The organism is Streptomyces sp. Xyl84 (genome assembly GCF_059731885.1).
The window spans coordinates 6,062,002-6,074,950 of sequence record NZ_AP029182.1; the positions used below are offsets into that span (position 1 = coordinate 6,062,002).

Genomic DNA, 12,949 nt, shown 5'->3' on the forward strand with positions numbered 1-12,949 from the left:
AAGATGAGCAAGATCCTGATCCGTGGTGCGAAGGTGCTCGGCGGCGAGCCGCAGGACGTGCTGATCGACGGCGGGACCATCGCGGAGGTCGGGTCCGGCCTGTCCGCCGAGGGCGCGGAGGTCGTCGAGGCCGCCGGCAAGGTCCTCCTGCCGGGCCTGGTCGACCTGCACACCCACCTGCGCGAGCCGGGCCGCGAGGACTCCGAGACCGTCCTGACCGGCACCCGCGCCGCCGCGAGCGGCGGCTACACCGCCGTGTTCGCCATGGCCAACACCTTCCCCGTCGCGGACACCGCGGGCGTGGTCGAGCAGGTCTGGCGGCTCGGCCGCGAGCACGGCTACTGCGACGTGCAGCCCATCGGCGCCGTCACCGTCGGCCTGGAGGGCAGGAAGCTCGCCGAGCTGGGCGCCATGCACGAGTCGGCCGCCGGCGTCACCGTCTTCTCCGACGACGGCAAGTGCGTCGACGACGCGGTGATCATGCGCCGGGCCCTGGAGTACGTGAAGGCGTTCGGGGGTGTCGTCGCCCAGCACGCGCAGGAGCCGCGCCTCACCGAGGGCGCCCAGATGAACGAGGGCGTCGTCTCCGCCGAGCTGGGCCTGGGCGGCTGGCCGGCCGTCGCCGAGGAGTCGGTCATCGCCCGGGACGTGCTCCTCGCCGAGCACGTCGGCTCCCGCGTCCACATCTGCCACCTGTCGACCGCCGGCAGCGTCGAGATCGTCCGCTGGGCCAAGTCCCGCGGCATCGACGTGACCGCCGAGGTCACCCCGCACCACCTGCTCCTCACCGACGAGCTGGTGCGCACCTACAACCCCGTCTACAAGGTCAACCCGCCGCTGCGCACCGAGCGCGACGTGCTGGCCCTGCGCGAGGCGCTCGCCGACGGCACGATCGACATCGTCGCCACCGACCACGCCCCGCACCCGCACGAGGACAAGGACTGCGAGTGGGCCGCCGCCGCCATGGGCATGGTCGGCCTGGAGACGGCCCTGTCGGTGGTCCAGGAGACCATGGTCGACACCGGACTGCTGGACTGGGCGGCCGTCGCCGACCGCATGTCCTTCGCGCCGGCCCGCATCGGGCGGGCCGCCGGCCACGGCCGTCCCGTCTCGGCAGGCGAGCCCGCCAACCTCACACTCGTCGACACGGAATACCGTGGGCAGGTGGACCCCGCGGGCTTCGCCTCGCGCAGCCGTAACACCCCGTACGAGGGACGTGAGCTGCCGGGCCGTGTCACCCACACGTGGCTCCGGGGCAAGGCCACGCTCGTCGACGGGAAGCTCACGTGACACCTGCAACACTGCTCGCAGCCGGGCTCGGAACCCGTCTCGCCGCCGGGGAGAAGTCCGCGACGGTCACCGACTGGGGCGGCCGCATCGGCTGGCTGGTCGGCCTCGTCCTCTTCGTCGCCCTCGTCTACTGGCTGATGCGCGAGGGCTGGAAGTGGCGCGGCACCCTCCAGAGCGACCTGCCCGAGCTGCCCGCCGCGCCGCAGGAGCCCGGCGCGGCGAGACTGACGATGACCGGCCGCTACCACGGCTCCACCACAGCCGGTCAGTGGCTGGACCGCATCGTGGCGCACGGCCTGGGCACCCGCAGCCGGGCCGAGCTGACCCTGACGGACGCGGGACTGGACGTCGTACGCCCCGGCGCGCACGACTTCTTCGTCCCGGCGGCACAGCTGCGCGGGGCCCGGCTCGACAAGGGCATCGCCGGCAAGGTCCTCACCGAGGGCGGCCTGCTGGTGGTGACCTGGGAGCACGGAGGCAAGCTGCTCGACTCGGGGTTCCGCTCCGACACGGCGGCCGAGCACACCGAGTGGGTCGCCGCCCTCAACTCCATGACCGAAACCAAGCTCGAAACGAACACCACGGAAGGCGTCGAACGATGACCACCTCCATCCAGGGGAACGCCTCGCGCAGGCAGAGGGCGCTTCCCGCCGTACTCGTCCTGGAGGACGGCCGGGTCTTCCGGGGCCGCGCCTACGGCGCCGTGGGGGAGACGTTCGGCGAGGCCGTGTTCTCCACCGGCATGACCGGCTACCAGGAGACCCTCACCGACCCGTCGTACCACCGGCAGGTCGTCGTCATGACCGCCCCGCACGTCGGCAACACCGGCGTCAACGACGAGGACCCCGAGTCCCAGCGCATCTGGGTGGCCGGCTACGTCGTCCGCGACCCCGCGCGGGTGCCCTCCAACTGGCGCTCCCGCCGCTCCCTGGACGAGGAGCTGGCCGCGCAGGGCGTCGTCGGCATCAGCGGCATCGACACCCGCGCGCTCACCCGCCACCTGCGCGAGCGCGGCGCCATGCGCGTCGGCATCTTCAGCGGCGACGCCGTCCAGGACGACGCCGCGCTGCTGGCCCGCGTCCAGGAGGCCCCCGAGATGGTCGGCGCCGACCTGTCCGCCGAGGTCGCCACCAAGGAGGCGTACGTCGTCCCCGCGATCGGTGAGAAGAAGTTCACCGTCGCCGCCGTCGACCTCGGCATCAAGGGCATGACCCCGCACCGCATGGCCGAACGCGGCATCGAGGTGCACGTCCTGCCCGCCACCGCCACCCTGGAGGACGTCTACGCGGTCCGGCCCGACGGCGTCTTCTTCTCCAACGGCCCCGGCGACCCCGCCACCGCCGACCACCCCGTCTCCGTGATGCGGGGCGTCCTGGAGCGCGGCACGCCGCTGTTCGGCATCTGCTTCGGCAACCAGATCCTCGGCCGCGCCCTCGGCTTCGGCACCTACAAGCTGAAGTACGGCCACCGGGGCATCAACCAGCCGGTGCAGGACCGTACGACCGGCAAGGTCGAGGTCACCGCGCACAACCACGGCTTCGCCGTGGACGCCCCGGCCGACCAGGTCTCCGACACCCCCTTCGGCCGCGCCGAGGTCTCCCACGTCTGCCTGAACGACAACGTGGTGGAGGGCCTCCAGCTCCTCGACAAGCCGGCCTTCAGCGTCCAGTACCACCCCGAAGCGGCGGCCGGTCCGCACGACGCCGCCTACCTGTTCGACCGCTTCGTTTCCCTGATGGAGGGCCAGCGTGCCTAAGCGCACCGATATCCAGTCCGTCCTGGTCATCGGCTCCGGCCCGATCGTCATCGGCCAGGCCGCCGAGTTCGACTACTCCGGCACCCAGGCGTGCCGCGTCCTGAAGGCCGAGGGCCTGCGGGTCGTCCTGGTGAACTCCAACCCGGCGACGATCATGACCGACCCGGAGATCGCCGACGCCACCTACGTCGAGCCGATCACCCCCGAGTTCGTCGAGAAGATCATCGCCAAGGAGCGCCCCGACGCCCTGCTGCCCACCCTGGGCGGCCAGACGGCCCTGAACACCGCCATCTCGCTGCACGAGAACGGCGTCCTGGAGAAGTACGGCGTCGAGCTGATCGGCGCCAACGTCGAGGCCATCCACAAGGGTGAGGACCGCGACCAGTTCAAGGAGGTCGTGGAGGAGGTCCGCCGCAAGATCGGGCACGGCGAGTCCGCCCGCTCGGTCATCTGCCACACCATGGACGACGTCCTCGCCGGCGTCGAGGAGCTGGGCGGCTACCCGGTCGTCGTGCGCCCCTCCTTCACCATGGGCGGCGCCGGCTCCGGCTTCGCCCACGACGAGGAGGAACTGCGCCGCATCGCGGGCACCGGCCTCACGCTCTCCCCGACCACCGAGGTCCTCCTGGAGGAGTCCATCCTCGGCTGGAAGGAGTACGAGCTGGAGCTGATGCGCGACAAGAACGACAACGTCGTGGTCGTCTGCTCCATCGAGAACTTCGACCCGATGGGCGTGCACACCGGTGACTCGATCACCGTCGCCCCGGCGATGACGCTCACCGACCGCGAGTACCAGGTCCTGCGCGACATGGGCATCGCGATCATCCGCGAGGTCGGCGTCGACACCGGCGGCTGCAACATCCAGTTCGCGATCAACCCGGTCGACGGCCGCGTGATCGTCATCGAGATGAACCCGCGCGTGTCCCGCTCCTCCGCGCTCGCGTCCAAGGCCACCGGCTTCCCGATCGCGAAGATCGCCGCCAAGCTCGCCGTCGGTTACACCCTCGACGAGATCCCCAACGACATCACGCAGGAGACCCCGGCCTCCTTCGAGCCGACCCTCGACTACGTGGTCGTCAAGGCTCCGCGGTTCGCCTTCGAGAAGTTCCCGAGCGCGGACTCCACCCTCACCACCACCATGAAGTCGGTCGGCGAGGCCATGGCCATCGGCCGCAACTTCACCGAGGCGTTCCAGAAGGCGCTGCGCTCCCTGGAGAAGAAGGGCAGCCAGTTCACCTTCGTCGGCGAGCCCGGTGACAAGCAGGCGCTCCTGGAGCAGTCCGTCCGGCCCACCGACGGCCGCATCAACACGGTCATGCAGGCCGTCCGGGCCGGCGCCACGCCGGAGGAGATCTTCGAGTACACGAAGATCGACCCCTGGTTCGTCGACCAGCTCTTCCTGATCAAGGAGACTGCCGACGAGCTGGCCGAGGCCCCCGAGCTGACCGCCGAGCTGCTCGCCGAGGCCAAGCGGCACGGCTTCTCCGACCAGCAGATCGCGGAGATCCGCGGGCTGCGCGAGGACGTCGTCCGCGAGGTGCGTCACGCGCTCGGCATCCGCCCGGTCTACAAGACGGTCGACACCTGCGCGGCCGAGTTCGCCGCGAGGACCCCGTACTTCTACTCGTCCTACGACGAGGAGACCGAGGTCGCGCCGCGCGAGAAGCCCGCCGTGATCATCCTGGGCTCCGGCCCCAACCGCATCGGCCAGGGCATCGAGTTCGACTACTCCTGCGTCCACGCCTCCTTCGCGCTGAGCGACGCCGGGTACGAGACCGTGATGGTCAACTGCAACCCGGAGACCGTCTCCACCGACTACGACACCTCCGACCGGCTGTACTTCGAGCCGCTCACCCTGGAGGACGTCCTGGAGATCGTCCACGCCGAACAGCAGGCCGGACCGGTCGCCGGTGTGGTCGTCCAGCTCGGCGGCCAGACCCCCCTCGGCCTGTCCCAGGCGCTCAAGGACAACGGCGTGCCGGTCGTCGGCACCTCGCCCGAGGCCATCCACGCGGCCGAGGACCGGGGCGCCTTCGGCCAGGTCCTCGCGGAGGCCGGCCTGCCCGCCCCCAAGCACGGCACCGCCACCACGTTCGCCCAGGCCAAGACCATCGCCGACGAGATCGGCTACCCGGTCCTGGTGCGCCCGTCCTACGTCCTGGGCGGCCGCGGCATGGAGATCGTCTACGACGAGGCCCGCCTGGAGGCGTACATCGCCGAGTCGACCGAGATCAGCCCCTCCCGGCCGGTCCTCGTCGACCGCTTCCTCGACGACGCCATAGAGATCGACGTCGACGCCCTCTACGACGGCGAGGAGCTGTACCTGGGCGGCGTCATGGAGCACATCGAGGAGGCCGGCATCCACTCCGGCGACTCGGCGTGCGCGCTGCCGCCGATCACGCTGGGCGGTTTCGACATCAAGCGGCTGCGCGCCTCCACCGAGGCCATCGCCAAGGGTGTCGGGGTGCGCGGCCTGATCAACATCCAGTTCGCGCTGGCCGGTGACATCCTCTACGTCCTGGAGGCCAACCCGCGCGCCTCCCGCACCGTGCCCTTCACCTCGAAGGCGACCGCGGTGCCGCTGGCGAAGGCCGCCGCCCGAATCTCGCTGGGCGCCACCATCGCCCAGCTGCGCGAGGAGGGCCTGCTGCCCAGGAACGGTGACGGCGGCACCATTCCGCTCGACGCGCCGATCTCCGTCAAGGAGGCCGTCATGCCGTGGTCGCGCTTCCGCGACATCCACGGCCGCGGCGTCGACACCGTCCTCGGCCCGGAGATGCGCTCCACCGGCGAGGTCATGGGCATCGACTCCGTCTTCGGCACGGCCTACGCCAAGTCGCAGGCGGGCGCCTACGGGCCGCTGCCCACCAAGGGCCGCGCCTTCATCTCGGTCGCCAACCGGGACAAGCGCTCGATGATCTTCCCGGCCCGTGAGCTGGTCGCCCACGGTTTCGAACTGCTCGCCACCTCCGGCACCGCCGAGGTCCTCAAGCGCAACGGCATCAACGCCACGCTGGTGCGCAAGCAGTCCGAGGGCACCGGCCCCAACGGCGAGAAGACCATCGTCCAGCTCATCCACGACGGCGAGGTCGACCTCATCGTCAACACCCCGTACGGCACCGGTGGCCGCCTGGACGGCTACGAGATCCGTACGGCGGCCGTGGCGCGGTCCGTGCCCTGCCTGACGACCGTCCAGGCGCTCGCCGCCGCCGTCCAGGGCATCGACGCCCTCAACCGCGGCGACGTGGGCGTGCGGTCGCTCCAGGAACACGCCGAGTTCCTGACCGCGGCCCGCGACTAGCGGCCGCACCGAGGGGGACACCGGAAACGGTGTCCCCCTCTTCATGAGGACCCGTCCCTGCACGAGGACCCGGTCCCCCTACGAGCACCCCGGTCCCGCCACGAGGACCCCTGGTCGCCGCCTTGAACACCCCCGAAGGACTTCGCCACGATGTACAAGATCTTCTTCCGCCTGGTCTTCCGGCGCATGGACCCGGAACAGGCCCACCACCTCGCCTTCCGCTGGATCCGCCTGGCCGCGCGCGTCCCGGTGCTGCGCACCTTCGTCGCCGCCGTCCTGGCACCCCGCTACAAGGAACTGCGCACCGAGGCACTGGGGCTGCGCATGCACGGCCCCTTCGGGCTCGCCGCGGGCTTCGACAAGAACGCCGTCGCCATTGATGGCATGTCCATGCTCGGGTTCGACCATGTCGAGATCGGCACGGTCACCGGGGAGCCGCAGCCCGGCAACCCCAGGAAGCGGCTGTTCCGCCTCGTCGAGGACCGCGCGCTCATCAACCGCATGGGCTTCAACAACGACGGCTCGCTGGCCGTGGCGGCCCGCCTGGCCTCCCGCACGCCCGTGTTCAGGACCGTGGTCGGCGTCAACATCGGCAAGACCAAGGTCGTCCCCGAGCGGGAGGCGGCCGCCGACTACGTGAAGTCCGCCGAGCGCCTCGCCCCCCACGCCGACTACCTGGTCGTCAACGTCTCCTCGCCCAACACCCCCGGACTGCGCAACCTCCAGGCGACCGAGGCCCTGCGCCCGCTGCTGAGCGCGGTGCGCGAGGCCGCCGACCGGGCGGTGCCCGCCCGCCGCGTGCCGCTGCTGGTCAAGATCGCGCCGGACCTCGCCGACGAGGACGTGGACGCCGTCGCCGACCTCGCCGTGGAACTCGGCCTGGACGGCATCATCGCCACGAACACCACCATCGCGCGCGAGGGGCTCGGTCTGCGCGCGCGGCCGGCCCTGGTGAAGGAGACCGGCGGCCTGTCCGGCGCGCCCCTGAAGGGACGCTCCCTGGAGGTCCTGCGCCGCCTCTACGCGCGCGTGGGCGACCGCATCACCCTGGTCGGCGTCGGCGGCATCGAGAACGCCGAGGACGCCTGGCAGCGCATCCTGGCCGGCGCCACGCTGGTCCAGGGCTACAGCGCCTTCATCTACGAGGGGCCCTTCTGGGGCCGCGCCATCCACAAGGGCCTCGCCGCGCGCCTGCGCACCAGCCCGTACGCCACCCTCGCCGACGCGGTCGGCGCCGACGTGAGGAAGTCCGCATGAGCCCTCTGGAGCCCTTCGGCGCACGCCTGCGCCGCGCGATGGACGAGCGCGGCCCGCTGTGCGTGGGCATCGACCCGCACGCCTCCCTGCTCGCCGAGTGGGGCCTGAACGACGACGTGGCCGGTCTGGAGCGGTTCAGCCGCACCGTCGTGGAGGCGGTCGCCGGCCGGGTCGCCGTCCTCAAGCCGCAGAGCGCCTTCTTCGAGCGGTTCGGCTCGCGGGGCGTCGCCGTCCTGGAGACGGCGGTCCAGGAGGCGCGGGCGGCCGGGGCGCTCGTCCTCATGGACGCCAAGCGCGGCGACATCGGCTCGACCATGGCGGCCTACGCCGAGTCGTTCCTGCACAAGGACGCGCCGCTGTTCTCGGACGCGCTGACCGTCTCGCCCTACCTCGGCTACGGGTCGCTGAAGCCCGCGGTCGACCTGGCGCGGGAGAGCGGCGCCGGCCTGTTCGTCCTCGCGCTGACCTCCAACCCGGAGGGCGGCGAGGTGCAGCACGCGGTGCGGCCCGACGGCCGGAACGTGGGCGCCACCATGCTCGCCCATCTGGCGCGGGAGAACGCCGCAGACGGCCCGATGGGCTCCTTCGGCGCGGTGGTCGGCGCCACGCTCGGTGACCTGTCGTCGTACGACCTGGAGATCAACGGGCCGCTCCTGGCGCCCGGGATCGGGGCGCAGGGGGCGACGCCGGCCGATCTGCCCGCGGTCTTCGGTCCGGCGGTGCGCAACGTGGTGCCGAACGTCAGCCGCGGTGTTCTGCGTCACGGTCCCGACGTGGTCGCGCTGCGTGACGCGGCGGACCGTTTCGCGCGGGAGATCCGGGCGGCGGTGCGGGCGGGCTGAGCCCCGGACGAACGGTCGGACGGTGCCCCGAGTCCGGCCGCGGGTCTGGATACATTCTCAAATCCGGGGCAATATGTCCTAAATGCCCGGCCTCACTGAGGCTGACCAGGACTTTTCCGCTGTTCTCGCTGACTCTGGCGCCCTCGACCGCTAGTCTCCGTCGAGAGTCATCGGGCGAGCGTGTTGCTCGTGGCTCCCCAGGTGTGGGGCGACTAGGTTCCTCACCGGTCCGTATCCGACAGTTCGACATCCGAGGTGACGTAGGCGTGGCTCTTCCGCCCCTTACCCCTGAACAGCGCGCAGCCGCGCTCGAAAAGGCCGCCGCGGCTCGCCGGGAGCGGGCCGAGGTCAAGAATCGACTCAAGCACTCCGGCGCCTCCCTGCACGAGGTCATCAAGCAGGGCCAGGAGAACGACGTCATCGGCAAGATGAAGGTGTCCGCCCTTCTTGAGTCCCTGCCGGGCGTGGGCAAGGTCCGCGCCAAGCAGATCATGGAGCGACTCGGCATCTCCGAGAGCCGTCGTGTGCGCGGCCTCGGCTCCAACCAGATCGCTTCCCTGGAGCGTGAGTTCGGCAGCACCGGTTCCTGACGTCCCGGGCCCCGGGGCGGGCGTCCCGGGCACCGCCGGATTGCTGGAATAATCGCTGCATGGCTGTAACACCCCGGGGGACGACCCCCGTACCCCCGGACGCTCGTCCGCGGCTGACCGTGCTCTCCGGCCCCTCCGGGGTCGGCAAGAGCACGGTCGTCGCTCATATGCGCAAGGAACACCCCGAGGTCTGGCTCTCGGTGTCGGCGACGACCCGCAAGCCCCGCCCCGGCGAGCAGCACGGCGTCCACTACTTCTTCGTCACCGACGAGGAGATGGACAAGCTGATCGCCAACGGCGAGCTGCTGGAGTGGGCCGAGTTCGCCGGCAACCGCTACGGCACGCCGCGCGCCGCCGTGCTGGAGCACCTGGAGGCGGGTGTGCCGGTCCTCCTGGAGATCGACCTCCAGGGCGCCCGGCAGGTCCGCGAGTCCATGCCCGAGGGACGCCTGGTGTTCCTGGCCCCGCCCTCCTGGGAGGAGCTGGTGCGCAGGCTCACCGGCCGGGGCACCGAGCCGCCCGAGGTGATCGAACGCCGGCTCCGGGCCGCGAAGGTCGAGCTGGCGGCCGAGCCCGAGTTCGACGAGACCCTGGTCAACACCTCCGTCGAGGACGTGGCGCGCGAGCTGCTAGCCTTGATGGACGTCGTGTGATCGTCACCGATCATCCGGACTGATTCTTTCCCATCCATCGGAAGGTAGAGCGTGTCCTCTTCCATCTCCGCGCCCGAGGGCATCATCAACCCGCCGATCGACGAGCTCCTCGAGGCCACCGACTCGAAGTACAGCCTCGTGATCTACGCGGCCAAGCGGGCCCGCCAGATCAACGCGTACTACTCGCAGCTCGGCGAGGGCCTCCTCGAGTACGTCGGTCCGCTCGTCGACACCCACGTCCACGAGAAGCCGCTCTCCATCGCCCTGCGGGAGATCAACGCCGGTCTGCTGACGTCCGAGGCCATCGAAGGCCCGGCGCAGTAACCGCCGACGATACGGCGCAGTGCGGCGCAGGCATGATGCGACAAGTCGTATCAACCGACCGCAAGTAGCTTTTTCCACAGGCCCGGCAGCGCGACTGCCGGGCCTGTGGTGTGTCATAGGAGGCGTGCGCCGCACCGGGCGCACCGGGGCCGAGCCAGGGAGAGACGGTGGACAAGCCGAAGGTCGTGCTGGGGGTCAGCGGCGGCATCGCCGCGTACAAGGCCTGTGAACTGTTGCGCCGGTTCACCGAGTCCGGGCACGAGGTGCGCGTCGTCCCCACCGCCTCCGCCCTCCACTTCGTCGGCGCCGCCACCTGGTCCGCCCTGTCCGGCAACCCCGTCGCCACCGAGGTCTGGGACGACGTCCACGAGGTGCCCCACGTCCGCATCGGCCAGCACGCCGACCTGGTCGTCGTCGCCCCGGCCACCGTCGACACGCTCGCCAGGGCCGCCCACGGCCTCGCCGACGACCTGCTGACCAACACGCTGCTCACCGCCCGCTGCCCCGTCGTCTTCGCCCCCGCCATGCACACGGAGATGTGGGAGCACCCCGCCACCCAGGAGAACGTGGCGACGCTGCGCCGGCGCGGCGCCCTCGTCATCGAGCCGGCCGTCGGCCGCCTCACCGGCGTCGACACCGGCAAGGGGCGGCTGCCCGACCCGGCGGAGATCTTCGAGGTCTGCCGCCGCGTCCTCGCCCGGGGCGCCGGCGCCCCCGACCTCGCCGGCCGGCACGTCGTCGTCAGCGCGGGCGGCACCCGCGAGCCGCTCGACCCCGTCCGCTTCCTCGGCAACCGCTCGTCCGGCAAGCAGGGCTACGCGCTGGCGCGCACCGCCGCGGCCCGGGGCGCCCGGGTCACCCTGGTCGCCGCCCACACCGAGCTGCCGGACCCGGCGGGCGTCGACCTCGTCCGGGTCTCGACCGCCGTACAGCTGCGCGAGGCGGTGCTGAAGGCGGCCGCGGACGCCGACGCGGTGGTGATGGCGGCCGCCGTCGCCGACTTCCGCCCCGCGGTCTACGCCGCCGGGAAGATCAAGAAGAAGGACGACCAGGAGCCCGAGCCCGTCGCACTGGTGCGCAATCCGGACATCCTCGCGGAGATATCGGCCGACCGGGCGCGGGCCGGGCAGGTGATCGTCGGCTTCGCCGCCGAGACCGACGACGTCCTCGCCAACGGCCGCAGGAAGCTGGCGCGCAAGGGCTGCGACCTCCTCGTGGTGAACGAGGTGGGGGAGCGCAGGACCTTCGGCTCCGAGGAGAACGAGGCGGTGGTGCTGGCCGCCGACGGCGGCGAGACGCCGGTCCCGTACGGGCCGAAGGAGGCCCTGGCCGAGACGGTGTGGGACCTGGTCGTCTCCCGGCTGGGCTGATCGTCCCCGCCGCCTCGCACGCCACTCGAACACCGCACACCCTCACCCGGCGGCCCTGTTCAATCTCCGCGGGCATTGGGCAGAATGCCCGTGCCGCAGGTCACAGGGCTCCCGAGTGGCGAGACAGGTGGGCCGGTGGCCGAGTGCGACCGATAAACTGTCCACGGACGACGCCGGGCGCAGCCCCCCGTGCCGTCCGCCAATGATCAGCCAGCAGCCGCTGCAACCCCAGGGAGCGTTGTGTCCCGTCGCCTGTTCACTTCGGAGTCCGTGACCGAGGGTCACCCCGACAAGATCGCTGACCAGATCAGCGACACCATCCTCGACGCGCTCCTGCGGGAGGACCCCTCCTCGCGGGTCGCCGTCGAGACGCTGATCACCACCGGCCTGGTGCACGTGGCCGGCGAGGTCACCACCAAGACCTACGCGGACATCGCGACCCTGGTCCGCAACAAGATCCTCGAGATCGGGTACGACTCCTCCAAGAAGGGCTTCGACGGCGCCTCCTGCGGCGTGTCGGTGTCGATCGGCGCGCAGTCCCCGGACATCGCGCAGGGCGTCGACGCGGCCTACGAGGCCCGCGTCGAGGGCGACGAGGACGAACTGGACCGCCAGGGCGCCGGTGACCAGGGCCTGATGTTCGGCTACGCCTCCGACGAGACGCCGACGCTGATGCCGCTGCCGATCTTCCTCGCGCACCGCCTGTCCAAGCGCCTCTCGGACGTCCGCAAGAACGGCACGATCCCCTACCTGCGCCCCGACGGCAAGACGCAGGTCACCATCGAGTACGACGGTGACAAGGCCGTCCGCCTGGACACGGTCGTCGTCTCCTCGCAGCACGCCTCCGACATCGACCTGGAGTCGCTGCTCGCCCCCGACATCCGCGAGTTCGTCGTCGAGCCGGAGCTGAAGTCGCTCCTGGAGGACGGCATCAAGCTGGACACCGAGGGCTACCGCCTGCTGGTCAACCCCACCGGCCGTTTCGAGATCGGCGGCCCGATGGGCGACGCCGGCCTGACCGGCCGCAAGATCATCATCGACACCTACGGCGGCATGGCCCGCCACGGCGGCGGCGCCTTCTCCGGCAAGGACCCGTCCAAGGTGGACCGCTCCGCCGCGTACGCGATGCGCTGGGTCGCGAAGAACGTGGTGGCCGCGGGCCTCGCCTCCCGCTGCGAGGTGCAGGTCGCGTACGCCATCGGCAAGGCCGAGCCCGTCGGTCTGTTCGTGGAGACCTTCGGCACCCACAAGGTCGAGCCCGAGAAGATCGAGAAGGCGATCGACGAGGTCTTCGACCTCCGTCCGGCCGCGATCATCCGCGACCTCGACCTGCTGCGTCCGATCTACTCGCAGACCGCCGCCTACGGCCACTTCGGCCGTGAGCTGCCGGACTTCACCTGGGAGCGCACCGACCGCGTGGACGCGCTGCGCGAGGCCGTGGGCCTGTAACGGGCCGCGGACACGGAGCGACGGCTCCCGGGACCTGATCGTGGTCCCGGGAGCCGTCGTCGTCCCGCGGGCGCGGCTCCCGGCGGCGTCCGGAGCCGCAGCGGTGGTCAGGCCCGT

General features: G+C 71.2%; 11 protein-coding genes. All 11 read left to right on the forward strand.

Going from position 1 to position 12,949, the window contains the following annotated elements; all coding sequences use genetic code 11:
* Positions 1 to 3 precede the first annotated feature (3 nt).
* The 11 genes from AC6I72_RS26380 to metK all read left to right on the forward strand — a co-directional run bounded on the left by AC6I72_RS26380 (position 4) and on the right by metK (position 12,832).
* A complete protein-coding gene (locus AC6I72_RS26380) occupies positions 4 to 1,290 on the forward strand; it encodes a dihydroorotase (RefSeq protein ID WP_498003619.1) in 1,287 nt (428 codons plus the stop codon).
* The gene (locus tag AC6I72_RS26385; RefSeq protein WP_498003620.1) at positions 1,287 to 1,892 is read left to right on the forward strand and encodes a PH-like domain-containing protein; all 606 of its coding nucleotides are present in this window, start codon (positions 1,287 to 1,289) and stop codon (positions 1,890 to 1,892) included. Before AC6I72_RS26380 ends, AC6I72_RS26385 begins: the two co-directional genes overlap by 4 nt.
* Complete coding sequence (gene carA / locus AC6I72_RS26390; protein ID WP_037859987.1) at positions 1,889 to 3,046, forward strand: glutamine-hydrolyzing carbamoyl-phosphate synthase small subunit; 1,158 nt, start codon at positions 1,889 to 1,891, stop codon at positions 3,044 to 3,046. The genes AC6I72_RS26385 and carA overlap by 4 nt, the downstream gene beginning before the upstream one ends.
* Complete coding sequence (gene carB, locus AC6I72_RS26395; protein ID WP_498003621.1) at positions 3,039 to 6,347, forward strand: carbamoyl-phosphate synthase large subunit; 3,309 nt, start codon at positions 3,039 to 3,041, stop codon at positions 6,345 to 6,347. The genes carA and carB overlap by 8 nt, the downstream gene beginning before the upstream one ends.
* A gap of 150 nt (positions 6,348 to 6,497) precedes the next feature.
* The gene (locus AC6I72_RS26400; protein ID WP_498003622.1) at positions 6,498 to 7,604 is read left to right on the forward strand and encodes a quinone-dependent dihydroorotate dehydrogenase; all 1,107 of its coding nucleotides are present in this window, start codon (positions 6,498 to 6,500) and stop codon (positions 7,602 to 7,604) included.
* On the forward strand, positions 7,601 to 8,446 hold the full coding sequence (gene pyrF / locus AC6I72_RS26405) for an orotidine-5'-phosphate decarboxylase (protein WP_498003623.1): 846 nt from the start codon (positions 7,601 to 7,603) through the stop codon (positions 8,444 to 8,446). Before AC6I72_RS26400 ends, pyrF begins: the two co-directional genes overlap by 4 nt.
* A gap of 266 nt (positions 8,447 to 8,712) precedes the next feature.
* The gene (locus AC6I72_RS26410; protein WP_003977346.1) at positions 8,713 to 9,036 is read left to right on the forward strand and encodes an integration host factor; all 324 of its coding nucleotides are present in this window, start codon (positions 8,713 to 8,715) and stop codon (positions 9,034 to 9,036) included.
* Between the two features lie 59 nt (positions 9,037 to 9,095).
* Positions 9,096 to 9,689, forward strand: coding sequence for a guanylate kinase (gmk, locus tag AC6I72_RS26415; protein ID WP_366728289.1), 594 nt, complete (start codon positions 9,096 to 9,098; stop codon positions 9,687 to 9,689).
* A gap of 51 nt (positions 9,690 to 9,740) precedes the next feature.
* Positions 9,741 to 10,013 (forward strand): DNA-directed RNA polymerase subunit omega, encoded by a 273-nt coding sequence (gene rpoZ, locus AC6I72_RS26420; RefSeq protein WP_003977348.1) that lies wholly within the window; start codon positions 9,741 to 9,743, stop codon positions 10,011 to 10,013.
* A gap of 167 nt (positions 10,014 to 10,180) precedes the next feature.
* The gene (gene coaBC / locus AC6I72_RS26425; protein WP_498003625.1) at positions 10,181 to 11,383 is read left to right on the forward strand and encodes a bifunctional phosphopantothenoylcysteine decarboxylase/phosphopantothenate--cysteine ligase CoaBC; all 1,203 of its coding nucleotides are present in this window, start codon (positions 10,181 to 10,183) and stop codon (positions 11,381 to 11,383) included.
* Positions 11,384 to 11,623: 240 nt separating this feature from the next.
* Positions 11,624 to 12,832, forward strand: a complete 1,209-nt coding sequence (metK, locus tag AC6I72_RS26430; RefSeq protein ID WP_498003627.1) for a methionine adenosyltransferase — start codon at positions 11,624 to 11,626, stop codon at positions 12,830 to 12,832.
* Positions 12,833 to 12,949 lie beyond the last annotated feature (117 nt).

Coding starts and splice junctions, on each gene's coding strand:
- AC6I72_RS26380 (WP_498003619.1), top strand. CDS start 4: ATGAGCAAGATCCTGATCCGTGGTGCGAAGGTGCTCGGCGGCGAGCCG.
- carA (WP_037859987.1), top strand. CDS start 1,889: ATGACCACCTCCATCCAGGGGAACGCCTCGCGCAGGCAGAGGGCGCTT.
- AC6I72_RS26400 (WP_498003622.1), top strand. CDS start 6,498: ATGTACAAGATCTTCTTCCGCCTGGTCTTCCGGCGCATGGACCCGGAA.
- pyrF (WP_498003623.1), top strand. CDS start 7,601: ATGAGCCCTCTGGAGCCCTTCGGCGCACGCCTGCGCCGCGCGATGGAC.
- gmk (WP_366728289.1), top strand. CDS start 9,096: ATGGCTGTAACACCCCGGGGGACGACCCCCGTACCCCCGGACGCTCGT.